We start from the raw sequence: 16,056 nt of genomic DNA on the forward strand, positions 1-16,056 counted from the left end.
GCGCCGAGTCACCGTCGAACGGGCGCCGAGTCAGCGGGGCAGCTCCATGACGAGCGCCCGGAGCTGGCGGGCGCACGTGCGGGCGTGGGAGCCGTCGGAGCCCTGGATGGCCATGACGTTGCAGGTGGTGCCGTCGGCCAGGTCGAGGACCACCCACGGGGCGCCGGGCGAGAGACGGACCTCGACGATCTGCTCCCAGGCCAGCTGCCGGCGGCGGTAGCCGTTGACGACCAGCAGGCCCTCGCGGGTCGCGGTGGCGCGCGAGCGGACCAGGGCGTAGACGCAGAAGAGCCCGAGACCGGTCAGCGCGAAGACGGTGCCGATCTGGAAGCCGGTGAAGTCGTCGCGGACCTCCTGGTCGAAGGAGAACCAGGCGGCGGCGTACACCACGATGAGGCCGACGCCGAGGACGGTGCCGACCAGCCGCGGCCCGAGCGGGCGCCAGGTGTGCGGGAGCGTCGGGGCGAGCGGCGGCTGCGGCCCCGGGCCCGGCTCAGAGGCGGCAGGCATGGATGTCGGTCAGCAGGATGCCGCGGGCACCCAGGCCGTAGAGCTCGTCCATGAGGCGCTGGGCGCCGTCGCGCGGGACCATCGCCCGCACCGCCGACCAGCCCTCCTTGTGCAGCGGGGCGACCGTGGGGCTCTCGATCCCCGGGGTCAGCCGCACGGCGTCCTCGACCTGGGCGGTCGGGATGTCGTAGTCCATCATCACGTAGGTCCGCGCGACCAGGACGCCCTCGATCCGGCGGCGGAAGACCTCCAGGCCGGTCGGGGCGGTGCCGGTGCGGGTGATGAGGACGGCCTCGGAGTCCAGGATCGTCTCGCCGAAGACCTCCAGGCCCGCGCGGCGCAGCGTCGAACCGGTCTCCACGACGTCGGCGATCACGTCGGCCACGCCGAGCTGGATGCTGGTCTCGACGGCACCGTCCAGGCGCACGACGCTGGCCTCGATGCCGCGCTCCTCCAGGAACGCGCGCACGACCCCGACGTACGACGTCGCGATCCGGGCCCCAGCCAGCTGTGAAAGCTCGGTGAAGCGGCCAGCCGGGCCGGCGAAGCGGAAGCGGCTGCGCCCGAAGCCCAGCTGCAGGGCCTCCTCGGCCTTGGCGCCGGAGTCCGCGAGCAGGTCGCGGCCGGTGACGCCGACGTCGAGGGTCCCCTCACCGACGTACAGCGCGATGTCGCGGGGGCGGAGGTAGAAGAACTCCACGCCGTTCTCGGCGTCGACGAGGGTCAGCTGCTTGGAGTCGCTGCGCTGGCGGTAGCCGGACTCGCGCAGCATGTCGGTGGCCGACTCCGACAGGGCGCCCTTGTTGGGCACCGCGACGCGCAGCAGCGGCTGGTCTGCACTGGTGGTCATCGGATCCTCAGAGGTGGGCGTAGACGTCGTCGAGCTCGATGCCGCTGGCCAGCATCAGGCACTGGGCGTGGTAGAGCAGCTGGGAGATCTCCTCGGCGGCACGCTCGCGGCCCTCGTGCTCCGCGGCCATCCAGGACTCCGCGGCCTCCTCGACCAGCTTCTTGCCGATCGCGTGGACGCCGGCGTCCAGCTGGGCGACGGTGCCCGAGCCCTCGGGGCGGGTCCTGGCCTTCTCGCTGAGCTCGGCCCACAGGCCGTCGAAGGTCTTCACGGTCGCCCAGCCTAGGCGGTGGGCCCACGTCGCCCGATATCCGCGCGCGGCCGCGAGACCCGCGCCGGGAGGGACCTGCTCCGGAGGGCCTCAGCCGCGGCGCAGGTCGCGCAGGGTCCGCGCGGTGAGCAGGGCGGCCGCGGTGGCCTCCCAGCCCTTGTCCTCGCTCGAGCCCTCCAGACCGGCGCGGTCCAGGGCCTGCTCGTCGGTGTCGCAGGTGAGCACGCCGAAGCCGACCGGCACGGTGTGGTCGAGCGCGACCCGGGTCAGGCCGTCGGTGGCCGCGGAGCAGACGTAGTCGAAGTGCGGGGTCCCCCCGCGGATGACCACGCCGAGGGCCACGACGGCGTCGTAGCCCTCCCCCGCGAGCGCCGAGGCCACGACCGGCAGCTCGAAGGTGCCCGGGACCCGGACGACGGAGGGCTCGGTGACCTGGTGCGCGGCCAGCGCGCGCTCGGCACCGGCCAGCAGGCCGTCCATCACCTCGGTGTGCCAGGAGGCCGCGACGACCGCGACGCGGAGGTCGCTGCAGTCGACGGGCTCGGTGGTGGGTGCGCCGTGTCCGCTCATCTCAAGCTCCCTGGATCAGGTCGTCGTTGTCGCCGGCGTGGGCCCCGCCCGCTGCGGAGTCGCCGAGGTCGGGCAGCACGTGGCCCATCCGGTCGCGCTTGGTCAGCAGGTAGGCCAGGTTGTGGTCGTTGGGGTGCGGGGTCAGCGGGACGCGCTCGGTGACGGTGATCCCGAAGTCCTCGAGGTTGCTGACCTTGTCGGGGTTGTTGGTCATGAGCCGGACGCTGCGGATGCCCAGGTCGCGCAGGATCTGCGTGGCGGTGCCGTAGTGGCGGGCGTCGGCGGGCAGGCCGAGGTCGAGGTTGGCGTCCACGGTGTCGCGGCCGCCGTCCTGGAGCTGGTAGGCCTGGAGCTTGGCCAGGAGGCCGATCCCGCGACCCTCGTGACCGCGGAGGTAGACGACGACGCCGCGGCCCTCCTCGACGACCCGCTCCAGCGCCTCCTCCAGCTGCGGCCCGCAGTCGCAGCGGTGGCTGCCGAAGACGTCCCCGGTGAGGCACTCCGAGTGCACGCGGGTCAGCACCGGCTCGCCGTCGCGGAGCGCCTCGGGGTCGCCGTGCACCAGGGCGATGTGCTCGGAGCCGTCGACGGTGATGCGGTAGCCGAAGGCGGTGAAGTCGCCGACGCGGGTCGGCAGCTGGGTGACGGCCCGGCGCTCGACGAGGTTCTCGTGGCGGCGGCGGTAGCGGACGAGGTCCTCGATGCTGATCATCGCCAGCCCGTGCTCGTCGGCGAAGTCGCGCAGCTCCTGGCCGCGCTTCATCGAGCCGTCCTCGTTGACGACCTCGACCAGCACGCCGGCCGGCGTGAGCCCGGCCATCCGGGCCAGGTCGACGGCGGCCTCGGTGTGCCCACGGCGTACGAGCACGCCGCCCTCGCGGTAGCGCAGCGGGAAGACGTGGCCGGGCCGGGTGATCTCCCAGGGCTCGGTGGCGGAGTCGGCCAGCACGCGGGCGGTGCGGGCGCGGTCGGCGGCCGAGATGCCGGTGGTGACGCCGTCGCGGGCGTCGACGGAGATGGTGTACGCCGTGCGGTAGGCGTCCTTGTTGTGCGGGGTCATCAGCGGGACCTCGAGCCGGTCGAGCATCTCGCCGGGCATGGGCACGCAGATCACGCCGCTGGAGTGGCGGATCGTCCACGCCATCAGCTCCGGGGTCGCCTTCGCTGCGGCGAAGATGATGTCGCCCTCGTTCTCGCGGTCCTCGTCGTCGACGACCACGACCGCCTTGCCGTCGGCGATGTCGGCCAGCGCCCGCTCGATGGTGTCGAGGCGGATCCGGCGCAGCGTGGGGTTGTCGTGGGGGGCGTCGGCCTCGTGGCCGTCCTTGGACTCGTCGATGCGGGTCATGCGTCCTGCTCCTTGCTCTCCTGGACCTGCGGCAGGTAGGCCGCGACCAGCTTGGCGACGTGCTTGGCGATCACGTCGGTCTCGAGGTTGACCCGGTCGCCGACCTGGCGGTGACCGAGGGTGGTGCGCGCGAGCGTCTCGGGGATGAGGCTCACGGTGAAGCTGGTCGGGCGGGCCTCGACCACCGTGAGGCTGACGCCGTCGACGGTGACCGAGCCCTTGTCGACGAGGTACGGCGCCATCTCGGCCGGCAGCGAGACCTCGACGACCTCCCAGTGCTCGCTGGGGTGGCGCGCCAGGACGTGGCCGACGCCGTCGACGTGCCCCTGGACGATGTGGCCGCCCAGGCGCTTGTCGGCGGTCACCGCACGCTCGAGGTTGACCCGGTCGCCCGGCTGCACGCCGTGCAGGCTGGTCTTGTCGAGGGTCTCCTGCATGACGTCGGCGGTCCACGTGCCGTCGTCGATCGTGGTGACGGTGAGGCAGCAGCCGTTGACGGCGATGCTGTCGCCCAGGCCGGTGCCCTCGAGCACCGTCTCGGCGCGCACGGTCAGGCGGATCGCGTCGCCCTGGTCCTCGACGGACTCGACGGTGCCGAGCTCCTCGACGATGCCGGTGAACATCTCAGTGGTCCTCTCGCTGGGGGCGCATCGTGATGCGCACGTTGGGCTGCTCGCCGGCGACGACGGGCTCGAGGACGGTGACGTCCTCGACCACGGGGCGCCAGGCGGCGGAGACGGTGGTGATGCCGAGGTCGGCGACGGTGCCGGTGCCGGCTCCGAGGAAGGCCGGCGCGACGTAGGCGACGACCTCGTCGACCAGGCCGGCCCGGATGAAGGCGGCGGCGAGCGTGGCGCCGCCCTCGAGGAAGACGTGCTGGCGGTCGTGCTGCCGCAGCGTCGCCAGCGCCTCGTGCGGGTCGCGGGTGCGCAGCAGCAGCGTCTCGGCGGCGTCGTCGAGCACCCGGCTGGTCGGCGGCAGGTCCCGCAGGCCCATCACCGCGCGCAGCGGCTGGTGGGGCAGGTCGCGGTCGTGGGCGTCGCGCACGGTGAGCCGCGGGTCGTCGGCGGCCACCGTCCCGGTGCCGACGAGCATGGTGTCGGCCAGGGCGCGGAGCCGGTGGGTGTCGCGCCGAGCGGCGGTGCTGGAGATCCAGCGGCTGGTGCCATCGGCGGCCGCGCTGCGGCCGTCGAGGGTGGTGGCGGTCTTCCAGGTGACGAACGGGCGCCCGGTCTCGACGGCGAAGGTCCAGGCCCGGTTGAGGGCGCGCGCCTCGTCGGCGAGCAGCCCCGAGGCCACCTCGGCCCCTGCGGCGCGCAGGGTGTCCGCGCCGCCTGCCGCGACCGGGTTGGGGTCGGACTGGGCGTGCACCACCCGTCGTACGCCGGCGGCCAGGAGGGCCTGGGCGCACGGGCCGGTGCGGCCGGTGTGGTTGCAGGGCTCGAGGGTGACGACCGCGGTGGTGCCGCGGGCCCGGTCACCGGCCCGGGCGAGCGCGTCGGCCTCGGCGTGGGCGGTGCCGGCGCCGCGGTGGTGGCCCTCGGCCACGGTGCGACCGTCGTCGTCGAGCAGGACGCAGCCGACGCGCGGGTTGGGACCGAGCGGGACGCCGGGGGTCGCCGCCAGCTCGAGCGCGCGCCGCATCGCGGCGGTCTCGGCAGCGGTCCACGCCTGCCTGCTCGTCTGGTCGGTCAACGCTCGTCCTCGGTCCGGCCGCGGACTCGGGGGGACGGCGGGCGACCACGGCCGTCGTGCGTGACGGCGCGCGGGTGACCTGCCGCTGCGTGCACTTCCCATCCGGACTTTGACCGTCGGCCCAGGATTCCCACCTGGTCAACCGGTGACTGGCTGTCACCGGGTCGCGGGCTCGCGGCCTCTCGGCCGCTCACCGCCGGTGCGGATTTCCACCGCCCCCAGAGCACGCGAGCATGTTCACTCGTCTGGAGGAGTCAACCACAGCGGTCGGTGTCTATTCCCCGTGACGCCGGTCACGTCCGGGCGGCGTCCGCCTTCGCACGCAGGGCGGTGACCATCGCGTCGGGGTCCTCGGCGGAGAAGACCGCCGAGCCGGCGACGAAGGTGTCGGCGCCGGCCTCGGCGCAGCGCTCGATGGTCTCCAGCGAGACGCCACCGTCGACCTGCAGCCAGGTCTCGACGCCGTGCTTGTCCATGAGGGCGCGGGCCCGGCGGATCTTGGGCAGCACCAGGTCGAGGAACTTCTGACCGCCGAAGCCGGGCTCGACGGTCATGAGCAGCAGCATGTCGAGCTCGGGGAGCAGGTCCTCGTAGGGCTCGACGGGCGTCGCGGGCTTGAGCGCCATGCTGGCGCGACCACCCGCGGCGCGGATCTCGCGGGCCAGCCGGACCGGCGCCGCGGCCGCCTCGACGTGGAAGGTCACCGAGGCGCAGCCGGCCTCGACGTACGTCGGGGCGTGCCGGTCGGCGTCGGCGATCATCAGGTGCGCGTCGAGAGGGGTCTCGGTGGACCGCGCGAGCGCCTCGACCATCGTCGGGCCGAACGTGAGGTTCGGGACGAAGTGGTTGTCCATCACGTCGACGTGGATCCAGTCGGCGCTGGGGATGCGGGCCACCTCGGCCCCCAGGGCGGCGAAGTCGGCGTTGAGGATGCTCGGCGTGATCTGGACGTGTCCCACGGGCGGTCATCCTCCCAGACCCGGGCTCACACCGCCTGCGGGTGCTCCCCTGCCGGGCCGTCGAGCCGTGCGGCCCGGCTGTGCTGGGGCACCACGACATGCACGGCGTTGCGCTCCACGGTGAAGGTGGCCGGCGTCCTCGCCGCGAGCTCGCCGTCGAGGTTGACCGCCATCGGCTCCTCGGTGACCACCCGCACGGCCCGGGTCGTGACGTGGTGGACCAGCTCGTGCTCGACGAAGTCGCCGGTGCGCAGGAAGCGTGCGATCGAGACGTGGTCGCGCACCCGGCCGCGCACGATCGCGTAGACGTCGAGCAGGTGGTCGTCGACCGAGGCCGTCGGCGAGACGGTGTTGCCGCCGCCGTAGTGCACCCCGTTGCCGACGGCGACCTGCAGCAGGTCGTCGAGCTCCAGCGGCGGGTGGTCGCCCTCGGGGAACTCCAGCCGGGCGCGGAACCCGTCGTGCCGGCCGTAGGCGAGCAGGGTGGCGACCGGGTACGCCGCCGGCCCGAGCCGGCGCTTGAGCCCGGGGGTGAGCCGCTGGGTCACGCCCACCGAGAGCCCGAGCGAGGCGACGTTGAGGAAGGCCTCGCCGTCGACCCGGCCCAGGTCGACGTCCACGACCCGGCCCTCGAGCAGGTTCCTGGTGGCGGCGGCGAGCTCGTCGGGCAGCTCCAGGGTGCGGGCGAAGTCGTTGGCGGTCCCGAGAGGCAGGACCCCCAGCACGGTCGTGGTGCCCGCGACCCGGGCGGCCGCGCAGCCGACGGTGCCGTCTCCCCCGCCGACGACGAGGACCGGGGGTCGACCGGCGAGGGCCTCGTCGAGAGCCGAGGTCAGCGTGCGCCCCTCACCGACGGCGTGGAGGCGGGGCACGACGCCGGCCTCGGTCAGCAGGCGGCGTACCTCGGGCCAGGCGGCGGCGCCGCGGCGCGAGCCCGGGTTGACGACGACGGGGACCTGGCTGCCGGGGACGATCACGGCAGCGACGCTAGGCCGAAGGGATGAGACGTCGGTGAGGACTTCGTGAGGAGACGATGAGACCGCTGCCGGCAGCGGCCGTCGTCGCCCTCGGTCAGGTCTGCGGGTCCTCGCGGCGCAGCGTCACCTCGAGGTCGGCCACCTCGCAGCCCAGGGCCTTCAAGGCGCGGACGATCGCGAGGGCGATGACCGGCGCCTTGACCAGCGGGGCCTCGCGGTTCCAGGTGCGGAAGTCCTGCGACCAGGGCTCCTGCCAGCCCTGGCGCCGCAGCTGCGCCTCGACCTCGGGCGCGGTCGGCCACTCCCCGCCGAAGGAGGTCGACCCGACGACCTCGGCGACGAGCGCGCTCTGGGCGGCCGTGACGGAGGCCCATCGGCGCGGTGCCGCCGCGGGCGCCTTGCGGAACAGGCCGCGCTTGACCGGCTCGACCCGCTCGCCGATGACGAGCACGTCGTCGAGGTCCAGGGCCAGGATCGCCCCGGCCAGGCGGCGGTTGACGTCGTCCCAGGTACCCCTCACCGCGCGTCCTCCTCGCTGCCGTCGACGCCGTCCTCGTCGTCCCCCTCGGGCTCGGCGTCGTCACGGTCGGCCCACTCCAGCAGCGGGCTGATGTCCCAGGCGGTCTCGTCGATCCGCTCGTGCAGGTCCCCGAGCTCGGCGAAGCGCCGCGGGACCGTGGCGATGGTGAAGTCGCGCGGGTCGGCGTCGTCGACCTCGTCCCAGCGGATCGGGGTGGAGACGCGGGCGTCGGGCAGGCCGCGCACGGAGTACGCCGCCGCGATGGTGTGGTCGCGGGCGTTCTGGTTGTAGTCGACGAAGACCTGGCCGGGGTCGCGGTCCTTGGTCCACCAGGTGGTGGTGACGTCGTCGGTGCGGCGCTCCACCTCACGGGCGAAGGCGTGCGCCGCCCGGCGTACGTCCTTGAAGCCGTGGTCGGGGCGGATCCGGACGTAGACGTGCAGGCCCTTGCTGCCGCTGGTCTTGGGAAAACCCTCCGCGCCGAGCTCGTCGAGCACCTCGTGCACGACGTGGGCGACCCGGCGGACGGTGGCGTAGCCGCACGCCGGTCCGGGGTCGAGGTCGATGCGCCACTCGTCCGGCTTCTCGGTGTCGGCGCGGCGGCTGTTCCACGGGTGGAACTCCACGGTGCTCATCTGCACCGCCCACACGACCTGCGCGAGCTCGGTGACGCACAGCTCGTCGGCCGTGCGGTTCCACCGCGGGAAGTGCAGCCGGACGGTCTCCACCCACGGCGGGGCACCGGCAGGCAGCCGTTTCTGGTGCACCTTGGGCCCGGCCAGGCCCTTCGGGAACCGGTGCAGCATGCAGGGCCGCTCGCGCAGGGCGTTGACGATGCCCGGCCCGACGGCGAGGTAGTACTCGACCAGGTCGAGCTTGGTCGCGCCGGTCTCGGGGAAGTAGACGCGGTCGGGGTTGGAGACCCGCACCACCTTGTCGTCGACCTCGATCTCCACGGCGGGCGGCTTCGAGGGCATGTCCGCGACCCTAGCCGCGGGCCCGCACCGGGCGGTCCCACCCGTCGGTGGGCACGCCTACGCTCGCGAGGGTGTTCTTCGACCAGCCTCCCGTCGTCCGTGTCACGGTGGAGCCGGGGGACTCCCTCGACGCGCGCTCCTGGCCGGGGCGCCTGGCGGCGGTGCAGCAGCTGGCGAGGACGGGGCTCGACCTGGGTCGGGGCGTGACCTTCCTGGTGGGCGAGAACGGGTCGGGCAAGTCCACGCTGGTGGAGGCCGTCGCGATGGCCTACGGGCTGTCTCCCGAAGGCGGTTCGATCCACAGTCGGCACTCGACCCGACCGAGCGAGTCGACGCTGTCAGCGCTGCTACGACTGCAGCGCGGCATCGGAGCCGGTCGGTGGGGCTTCTTCCTCCGGGCGGAGACCATGCACGGCTGGTACACCTACCAGGAGCGCGAGGTCGGGGGCGGGAGCCGGCTGCACGAGATGAGCCACGGGGAGTCGTTCCTCGAGGTCCTCCGCACCCGCTTCGACTCCCCCGGCTTCTACTGCCTCGACGAGCCGGAGGCCGCGCTGTCGTTCTCCTCGACCCTGGCCCTTGTCGGCACGCTGGCCGACCTCGTCCGTGACGGCGGGCAGGTCCTGTGCGCGACGCACTCCCCCGTGCTGGCCGCGATGCCGGGCGCCACGATCCTCGAGGTCGGTGAGTGGGGGCTGCGCGAGGCGGTCTGGGAGGAGCTGGAGCTGGTGCAGCACTGGCGCCGCTACCTGGAGGAGCCGCAGCGCTACCTGCGCCACGTCCTCGACTGAGCCGCTCTCAGGGCAGCACGGGCGGGTCCTGGCCGACCGCGGCGGCGGCACTGCACGCCGAGCGTCCGCCGCGCCACTCCGCGCGGGTGATCGGCACGGTCACCTCGAGCACTCGTCGCGTCCCGGCCTCGACCTGCGCGCTCTCGGTGGAGACGTAGGGCTGCACGCTCGGCTCCCGGACGCGGTGGACGAAGCCGCGGACGGAGACCGGCACCTCGCCTCGTCCCTCCACCCGCACCGGGACCCGGATGACGGCCCGGCCGTCCTCCCAGGTGCAGGAGACCTCTCCCGTGGTGACCGCGGACAGCGACGGCTGCCACGGTCGGGCCCACAGGAGCGTCGTGGCCAGGGCGGCCACCACGAGCAGGAGGACCAGCACCCGACCCGATCGCTGCGTCATCGGGCGTCGACCCGTCGCAGCAGCGCGAGGAACATCGCGTCGGTGCCGTGGCGGTGCGGCCACAGCTGCAGCGTGCCGGCGAGCGGGCCGGCCGCGTCCTCGGCCTGGGGCAGGACCGGGCCGAGATCGACGAGCTCGACGTCGTCGCGGCCGGCAAGGGCGTGCTCGACGACGCCGCCGGTCTCCGGCAGCGCCGGGGAGCAGGTCGCGTAGAGCACCACTCCGCCGGGGCGGACCGCGTCGAGGGCCGAGCCCAGCAGCCGGCGCTGCAGCGGCACGAGCCCGCGGATGTCAGCCTTGGTGCGTCGCCACCGCGCCTCGGGCCGGCGGCGCAGGGCGCCGAGGCCGCTGCAGGGCGCGTCGACCAGCACCCGGTCGAGGGAGCCGGGGGCGACCGGTGGGCGGGTCGCGTCGGCGGTCGCCACGAGGTGGACGGCCGGGGTCGTCGCGAGGTTGCGTCGAACGAGACCGGAGCGGTGGTGGGTGCGCTCGAGCGCGAGCAGCGAGGCACCGCGCTCGGCGGCGAGGCCGGCGAGCAGCGCGCTCTTGCCTCCGGGGCCCGCGCACCAGTCGGCCCAGCGCTCGTCGCGCCCGAGCACCGGTGCGGCCGCGAGCGCGATCGCGACGAGCTGGGAGCCCTCGTCCTGGACACCCGCGCGGCCCTCGGCCACGGCCGGCACGGCGCCGGGGTCGCCGCCCTCCAGGACGCTGCCGTACGGCGACAGCGGGGTCGGCTCGCCGGGCAGCTCGTCCCGGGTGGCCAGTCCCGGCCGGGCGACCAGGGTCACCCGCGGCGGGGCGTTGTCGGCGGCGAGGAGGGCCTCGACCTCGCTCGGTCCGCGCTCACCCAGGGCCCGGCGCAGCTCGGCGACGATCCAGGCGGGGTGGCTGTGGACGACCGCGTCGTGGCGGTCCGAGCCCTGGTCGCGGGGCGGGGCCACCTCGGAGAGCCAGCCCTGCAGGTCGCGCTCGGAGACCCGGCGCAGCACGGCGTTGACCAGTCCCCCGGCCCCGCGACCCTCGGCCTCCCGGGCCAGGTCGACCGAGGTGGTGATCGCGGCGTGGGCCGGCACCCGCATGGCGAGCAACTGGTGGGCGCCCAGGCGCAGCACGTCGAGGACCACGGGGGCGAGCCGGCGCAACGGCCGGTCCAGGCAGGCAGCCAGGACCGCGTCGTAGGTGCCTTGACGTCGTACGGTCCCGGAGACGAGCTCGGTCACCAGACCGGCGTCGCGGCCGGTTAGCCTGTGGCGGCGCAGGACCGCCGGGAGCAGCAGGTTGGTGTAGGCGTCCTGCTCGCGGACCGCGGCGAGGACCTCGAGCGCGGCCGAGCGGGGGTTGCCGACCGGGGGCTCGGGGCTAGCCACCCAGCCGCGCCCCGTCCTCCAACCGGACGCCGCGCGCCCAGTCGGCCGCGCCCATCTGCTTCTTGCCGAACGCCTTGACCTCGCCGAGGCGCACGGCTGACGTGCCGGTGCCGACCAGGACGTGGTTCTTGCCGACGGCGATCTCGCCGGGCTCGAGGTTCGAGGCCGCCATCGTGACCGGGCCGATCTTGATCCGCTCGCCCTCGAAGGTGCTCCAGGCGCCCGGGAACGGGGTGCACGCACGGATCCGGCGGTCGACGGCCTGCGCGGGCTCGGTCCAGTCGACCCGCGCGTCCTCGACGAGGATCTTCGGCGCCATCGAGACCCCCTCCTCGGGCTGCTCCCGGGGCACGAGGACGCCGTCCTCGATGCCGTCGAGGGTCGTGACCAGCAGGCCGGCGCCGCCCTCGGCCAGCCGGGTCAGCAGGTCGCCCGCGGTGTCGTCCTCGCGGATCCGCTCGGTCATCACGCCGAAGGTCGGGCCGGCGTCCATGGCCTTGACGATGCGGAAGGTCGTGGCACCGGTGACCTCGTCACCGGCCCAGATCGCGTGCTGCACGGGGGCTGCCCCGCGCCACGCGGGCAGGCAGGAGAAGTGCAGGTTGACCCAGCCGTGCGGCGGGATGTCGAGCGCCGACTGCGGCAGCAGCGCGCCGTACGCGACCACCGGGCAGCAGTCGGGACGCAGTGCGCGCAGCGCCTCCTGGAACTCCGGGTCGCGCGGGTGCTCGGGCTTGAGCACGGGCACCCCGAGCTCCTCGGCGCGCACGGCGACCGGGCTCGCCACGAGCTTGCGACCGCGACCGGCAGGCGCGTCGGGTCGGGTCACGACGCCGACCAGCTCGTGGCGGGAGTCCGCGATCGCGTCCAGGGCGGGCAGGGCGACCTCGGGGGTGCCGGCGACTACGACGCGCATCAGGCTGTGCTCCTCACGTGGGGAGTCCCTTCATGATCGGGTGCGGGGAGAGCTTGACGGTGGGGGGAGCCGCGCCGAACCACTCGGCCTCACGGATCTCCTTCATCGCCAGCTTGCGGGTCTCCTCGTCGAGGCGGTCGACGAACAGGACCCCGTCGAGGTGGTCGGTCTCGTGCTGGATGGCGCGGGCGAGGTAGTCGCTGCCGTGGATGGTCACCGGCTCGCCGTGCATGTCGAAGCCGTTGGCCACGACCGAGAGCGCCCGCAGGCACTCGAAGGTCATGTCGGGGATCGAGAGGCACCCCTCGAGGCCGTCCTGCTGCTCCTGGGACAGCTCGAGGGTCGGGTTGACCAGGTGGCCGACCTCGCCGTCGACGTTCCACGTGAACACGCGCAGGCCCACCCCGATCTGGGGCGCAGCCAGGCCCGCGCCGGGCGCGGCCAGCATGGTGTCGGTGAGGTCCTGCACGAGGCGGTGCAGCTCCCGGTCGAAGTCGACGACCTCGACGGCCGGCCGGCGCAGGATCGGGTCGCCGAAGAGGCGGATCGGCTGGACGGGCATGGGCGCGAGTCTAGGAGCGCCGCCGCAGGACGGCGATTTCGCGCCGCGGTCACGGCCGCCGGTGCCGACTCACGCTCGAACTGGCGCCGACTCGCGCTCGAACGGGCGCCGAGTCACCCTCGAACTAGCGCCGGGTCACGCTCGAACGGGCGCCGAGTCACCCTCGAACCAGCGCCGGCTCGGTGGGGTCACCGCGGCACCGCTCACCCACCCACCCGCCAGCACCCACCGACGTCGCGCCTCCAGCGACCTCGTCTCACAGGCTCGGGGGGTCGACCTGGATGCGCACGGGGTCGAGCTTGCGCGCCGAGCGGAGCCGCTGCAGCTCGCCCAGGGCGGCCGAGAGGCGCGGCCCGTGGGCGCGCGGGACCCGGACGACGACCCGTTGGCGTGGCGGACCCTCGGCGTAGGGGTCGTGGTCGGGCAGGTCGACCGGCCCCAGCACCTCGACCGGGTCGGGGACGTCGAGCAGCGTGAGGGCGTCGTCGAGCGCCCCGGGAGCACCGGTGAGGGTCGCCAACCGGGTGGCCGGCGGCAGGTGCGCCTCGACCCGGGCCGCGGACTCGCGGGCGGCGAAGCCGCCCATGTCCCAGCGGACGAGCGCCTGGACGGCCGGGTGCGCCGGATCGCCCACCACGAGGGCGCGGCCGCCGGGGCGGACCAGCGCCACGGCGTTGGCCCAGCGCCGCAGCGCCTCCTCCTCGGTGCGCAGGTCGGGGCGTGAGAGCAGCAGCCAGGCGTCGAGCAGCACGACCGCGGCGTACCCGCCTTCGGCCACGGGCTCGGCGCCGGGCGTCGCCACGACGACCTGGGACCGCCCGTCGACGCGGGCCAGGACCCCGTCGCGGGCCGAGGTGCGCACCCGGACGCTCGGGAGCGCGCGGCCGATCTCCTCGGCGGTGCGGGACTGGCCGATGACCGGGGCGCGCAGGCCGCGGTGCCCGCACTCGGGGCAGGACCACGCCGCGTGCACCTCCCCGCACCACCGGCAGGCGGGCGGCTCGGTGGGCGAGCCGAGGCGCAGGGGTCCCGTGCAGGCGGTGCAGCGCGCGGGGGTGCGGCACCGCTCGCACGCGAGCGCCGGGACGTAGCCGTGGCGAGGGTTCTGCACGAGCACCGGCCCCTCGGCGACCGCCTCCCGCAACAGGTCGTGCACCTGCCTGGGCATCCGCGCCGCGCGGGCGTGGGCGTCGCGCACCAGGTCGTGCTCGGTGGCCCCGGCGACCGCGGTGCGCACCGCAGCGCGCAGCACCTCACGGGGTGCCAGCAGCTCGGGGGCCCATCCGCTGCGCACCAGGTGCTCGCACTCGACCGAGCGGGCGAAGGCGCCCAGCAGCGCGGCGGCACCAGCGCGCTCGGCGCGCAGCAGCAGCGTCTCGCGGGTGTGGGGGTAGGGCGCGCGCGGCTCGGCGTGCAGGTCGTCGCCGTCGTCCCAGACGACGACGAGCGCGAGGTCCGGCACCGGGGCCAGGGCGGCTGCCCGGGTGCCGACCACGATCCGCCGCTGGCCCCGCAGCACCCGCAGGAACGAGCGGTAGCGGGCAGCCGGACCCAGGTCTGCGGTCAGCACGACGTGCTGCTCCGGCTCCCCCGTCGCCCGGAGCGCCGCGTCGACGCGCTCGACGTCCTTGCCGTCGGGCAGGCACACGACGACCCCGCCGGGAGCGGTCAACGCCGCCTCGGCGACCAGGCGCGGCCAGTCGGCGCCGGGGGGAGGGTTCCAGACCGCGCGGGGGGCGGTGCCGGAGCGCAGGTGCCCGAGCCAGGCGGCGGCGAGCGGGTGCTCGGCCCAGGCGGCTTCGGCCGCGGCCGGCTCGCGCGGGACGACGCCGGTGGCGGGGGGTTGCTCCTCGGCCTCGGTCGTCGCGTGCCGGGGCGGGACAGCAAGCCTCAGCACGTCACCGCGGGTGCCGGCGTACCGCTCGGCGAGCGCGCCCGCCAGCTCCACCACCTCGGGGACCAGCACCGGCTCGGGGCTCACCACGCGACGCAGCGGCTGCAGCACACCGGGGTGCTCGGACGTCGCCAGGCGCTCCAGCACGAACCCGTCGGCGTCCTGGCCGGCGAAACGCACCTTCACGCGCACCCCGGGGCGGGCTGCCTCGGCCATCGCCGCGGGGACGGCGAAGTCGAAGGGCCGGTCGAGGTGGGCGAGCGGGAGGTCGAGCAGCACGCGCGCCACCGGGTCGACGTCGGTGATCGCGGCCCCGGCGGCCTTGCGCTCACGCGTGGCGCGGGCCTTGGCCTGCGCCTGCTTCACCGTCGAGCGGACCAACCCCGGGAGCAGCTCGGGCTGTTCCTCGGGGTGGGCGGGCATGCGCGAGTTCTACCAGCCCGGACCGACGCCCCCGCCGAGCCGTCAGAAATGAACCCTCGACCCGTCGGTTCCGTCACCGTGGAGGTGCGGAACTGACGGGTCGAGGGCTCAGAAGTGACGCCTCGGCGGTGGGTCAGGCGCCGACAGCGGCCTTGAGGGCCTCGGCGCGGTCGGTGCGCTCCCAGGTGAAGTCGGGCAGCTCGCGGCCGAAGTGGCCGTACGCCGCGGTCTGGCCGTAGATCGGACGCAGCAGCTGCAGGTCGGAGATGATCGCGGCCGGGCGCAGGTCGAAGACCTCGAGCACCGCGGCCTGGATCCGCTCGTCGGAGACCGTGCCGGTGCCGAAGGTCTCCACGAAGACACCCACGGGCTGGGCCTTGCCGATGGCGTAGGCGACCTGGACCTCGCAGCGACGGGCCAGGCCCGCAGCCACGACGTTCTTGGCGACCCAGCGCATCGCGTAGGCGGCCGAGCGGTCGACCTTCGAGGGGTCCTTGCCCGAGAAGGCGCCGCCGCCGTGGCGGGCCATGCCGCCGTAGGTGTCGACGATGATCTTGCGGCCGGTCAGGCCCGCGTCGCCCATCGGGCCGCCGAGCACGAACTTGCCGGTCGGGTTCACCAGCAGGCGGATGTCGGAGGTGTCCAGCGACGGCAGCTCCAGGTCACCGATGACGGCGTCGACGACCTTCGCGCGGATGTCGGGCGCGAGCAGGTTGTCCAGGTCGATGTCGGCGGCGTGCTGGGTGGAGATGACGACCGTGTCGAGGCGAACCGGCTTGTCACCGTCGTATTCGATGGTGACCTGGGTCTTGCCGTCGGGCCGCAGGTACGGCAGCACGCCGGACTTGCGCACCTCGGTGAGCTTGCGCGAGAGCCGGTGCGCGAGCGCGATCGGCAGCGGCATCAGTTCCGGGGTGTCCTTGATGGCGTATCCGAACATCAGCCCCTGATCGCCGGCGCCCTGCAGGTCCAACGGGTCACCGGCGCCCTCGACGCGGGTCTCGTGTGCGGTGTCCACACCCTGCG

18 protein-coding genes and 1 riboswitch are annotated in these 16,056 nt (G+C 74.3%); of the genes, 1 reads left to right on the forward strand and 17 read right to left on the reverse strand.

What is annotated here, in order from left to right:
* Positions 1-30: 30 nt before the first annotated feature.
* From Q1V71_RS19360 to ligD, 11 genes are all read right to left on the reverse strand, one after another.
* A complete protein-coding gene (locus Q1V71_RS19360; protein ID WP_300645994.1) occupies positions 31-510 on the reverse strand; it encodes a PH domain-containing protein in 480 nt (159 codons plus the stop codon).
* Positions 494-1,360, reverse strand: a complete 867-nt coding sequence (gene hisG, locus Q1V71_RS19365; RefSeq protein WP_300645996.1) for an ATP phosphoribosyltransferase — start codon at positions 1,358-1,360, stop codon at positions 494-496. The genes Q1V71_RS19360 and hisG overlap by 17 nt, the downstream gene beginning before the upstream one ends.
* A gap of 7 nt (positions 1,361-1,367) precedes the next feature.
* On the reverse strand, positions 1,368-1,631 hold the full coding sequence (locus tag Q1V71_RS19370; RefSeq protein ID WP_300645997.1) for a phosphoribosyl-ATP diphosphatase: 264 nt from the start codon (positions 1,629-1,631) through the stop codon (positions 1,368-1,370).
* Positions 1,632-1,721: 90 nt separating this feature from the next.
* The gene (gene ribH / locus Q1V71_RS19375) at positions 1,722-2,201 is read right to left on the reverse strand and encodes a 6,7-dimethyl-8-ribityllumazine synthase (protein ID WP_300645998.1); all 480 of its coding nucleotides are present in this window, start codon (positions 2,199-2,201) and stop codon (positions 1,722-1,724) included.
* A gap of 1 nt (position 2,202) precedes the next feature.
* The gene (locus tag Q1V71_RS19380; protein ID WP_300646000.1) at positions 2,203-3,549 is read right to left on the reverse strand and encodes a bifunctional 3,4-dihydroxy-2-butanone-4-phosphate synthase/GTP cyclohydrolase II; all 1,347 of its coding nucleotides are present in this window, start codon (positions 3,547-3,549) and stop codon (positions 2,203-2,205) included.
* Positions 3,546-4,172 carry a riboflavin synthase gene (locus Q1V71_RS19385; RefSeq protein WP_300646002.1) on the reverse strand — a complete coding sequence of 209 codons (627 nt, stop codon included), beginning with the start codon at positions 4,170-4,172 and terminating at the stop codon, positions 3,546-3,548. The genes Q1V71_RS19380 and Q1V71_RS19385 overlap by 4 nt, the downstream gene beginning before the upstream one ends.
* Before the next feature lies 1 nt (position 4,173).
* Positions 4,174-5,244, reverse strand: coding sequence for a bifunctional diaminohydroxyphosphoribosylaminopyrimidine deaminase/5-amino-6-(5-phosphoribosylamino)uracil reductase RibD (ribD, locus tag Q1V71_RS19390; RefSeq protein ID WP_367280167.1), 1,071 nt, complete (start codon positions 5,242-5,244; stop codon positions 4,174-4,176).
* 85 nt (positions 5,245-5,329) lie between these two features.
* Positions 5,330-5,475, reverse strand: a riboswitch (FMN riboswitch).
* Positions 5,476-5,537: 62 nt separating this feature from the next.
* Positions 5,538-6,203, reverse strand: coding sequence for a ribulose-phosphate 3-epimerase (rpe, locus tag Q1V71_RS19395; RefSeq protein ID WP_300646003.1), 666 nt, complete (start codon positions 6,201-6,203; stop codon positions 5,538-5,540).
* Between the two features lie 26 nt (positions 6,204-6,229).
* On the reverse strand, positions 6,230-7,180 hold the full coding sequence (locus tag Q1V71_RS19400; RefSeq protein ID WP_300646006.1) for a lipid kinase: 951 nt from the start codon (positions 7,178-7,180) through the stop codon (positions 6,230-6,232).
* Between the two features lie 94 nt (positions 7,181-7,274).
* Entirely contained in the window at positions 7,275-7,700 is a 426-nt protein-coding gene (locus tag Q1V71_RS19405; protein WP_300646007.1) for a hypothetical protein, read from the reverse strand.
* A complete protein-coding gene (ligD, locus tag Q1V71_RS19410) occupies positions 7,697-8,677 on the reverse strand; it encodes a non-homologous end-joining DNA ligase (protein ID WP_300646008.1) in 981 nt (326 codons plus the stop codon). Before ligD ends, Q1V71_RS19405 begins: the two co-directional genes overlap by 4 nt.
* A 71-nt stretch (positions 8,678-8,748) precedes the next feature.
* Between ligD and Q1V71_RS19415 the strand changes: the two genes are divergently transcribed.
* The gene (locus Q1V71_RS19415) at positions 8,749-9,468 is read left to right on the forward strand and encodes an AAA family ATPase (RefSeq protein ID WP_300646009.1); all 720 of its coding nucleotides are present in this window, start codon (positions 8,749-8,751) and stop codon (positions 9,466-9,468) included.
* Between the two features lie 7 nt (positions 9,469-9,475).
* On the opposite strand, the gene Q1V71_RS19420 is transcribed toward Q1V71_RS19415, so the two are convergent.
* The 6 genes from Q1V71_RS19420 to metK all read right to left on the reverse strand — a co-directional run.
* Positions 9,476-9,868 (reverse strand): hypothetical protein, encoded by a 393-nt coding sequence (locus tag Q1V71_RS19420; protein WP_300646011.1) that lies wholly within the window; start codon positions 9,866-9,868, stop codon positions 9,476-9,478.
* A complete protein-coding gene (locus tag Q1V71_RS19425; protein ID WP_300646013.1) occupies positions 9,865-11,235 on the reverse strand; it encodes a transcription antitermination factor NusB in 1,371 nt (456 codons plus the stop codon). Before Q1V71_RS19425 ends, Q1V71_RS19420 begins: the two co-directional genes overlap by 4 nt.
* Positions 11,228-12,151 (reverse strand): methionyl-tRNA formyltransferase, encoded by a 924-nt coding sequence (gene fmt / locus Q1V71_RS19430; RefSeq protein WP_300646014.1) that lies wholly within the window; start codon positions 12,149-12,151, stop codon positions 11,228-11,230. Before fmt ends, Q1V71_RS19425 begins: the two co-directional genes overlap by 8 nt.
* Positions 12,152-12,164: 13 nt before the next feature.
* Positions 12,165-12,713, reverse strand: a complete 549-nt coding sequence (gene def, locus Q1V71_RS19435; protein WP_300646016.1) for a peptide deformylase — start codon at positions 12,711-12,713, stop codon at positions 12,165-12,167.
* Positions 12,714-12,969: 256 nt separating this feature from the next.
* Entirely contained in the window at positions 12,970-15,030 is a 2,061-nt protein-coding gene (locus Q1V71_RS19440) for a primosomal protein N' (protein ID WP_300646017.1), read from the reverse strand.
* Positions 15,031-15,163: 133 nt separating this feature from the next.
* Positions 15,164-16,056, reverse strand: an 893-nt coding sequence (gene metK, locus Q1V71_RS19445; RefSeq protein WP_300646018.1) for a methionine adenosyltransferase, incomplete at its 5' end; no start/stop codon positions are given.

Source organism: Nocardioides sp., from assembly GCF_030149505.1.
Lineage (GTDB): Bacteria > Actinomycetota > Actinomycetes > Propionibacteriales > Nocardioidaceae > Nocardioides.

Coding starts and splice junctions, on each gene's coding strand:
- Q1V71_RS19420 (WP_300646011.1), bottom strand. CDS start 9,868: ATGACGCAGCGATCGGGTCGGGTGCTGGTCCTCCTGCTCGTGGTGGCC.
- Q1V71_RS19380 (WP_300646000.1), bottom strand. CDS start 3,549: ATGACCCGCATCGACGAGTCCAAGGACGGCCACGAGGCCGACGCCCCC.
- Q1V71_RS19440 (WP_300646017.1), bottom strand. CDS start 15,030: ATGCCCGCCCACCCCGAGGAACAGCCCGAGCTGCTCCCGGGGTTGGTC.
- fmt (WP_300646014.1), bottom strand. CDS start 12,151: ATGCGCGTCGTAGTCGCCGGCACCCCCGAGGTCGCCCTGCCCGCCCTG.
- Q1V71_RS19385 (WP_300646002.1), bottom strand. CDS start 4,172: ATGTTCACCGGCATCGTCGAGGAGCTCGGCACCGTCGAGTCCGTCGAG.
- ribH (WP_300645998.1), bottom strand. CDS start 2,201: ATGAGCGGACACGGCGCACCCACCACCGAGCCCGTCGACTGCAGCGAC.
- hisG (WP_300645996.1), bottom strand. CDS start 1,360: ATGACCACCAGTGCAGACCAGCCGCTGCTGCGCGTCGCGGTGCCCAAC.
- Q1V71_RS19360 (WP_300645994.1), bottom strand. CDS start 510: ATGCCTGCCGCCTCTGAGCCGGGCCCGGGGCCGCAGCCGCCGCTCGCC.
- def (WP_300646016.1), bottom strand. CDS start 12,713: ATGCCCGTCCAGCCGATCCGCCTCTTCGGCGACCCGATCCTGCGCCGG.
- ligD (WP_300646008.1), bottom strand. CDS start 8,677: ATGCCCTCGAAGCCGCCCGCCGTGGAGATCGAGGTCGACGACAAGGTG.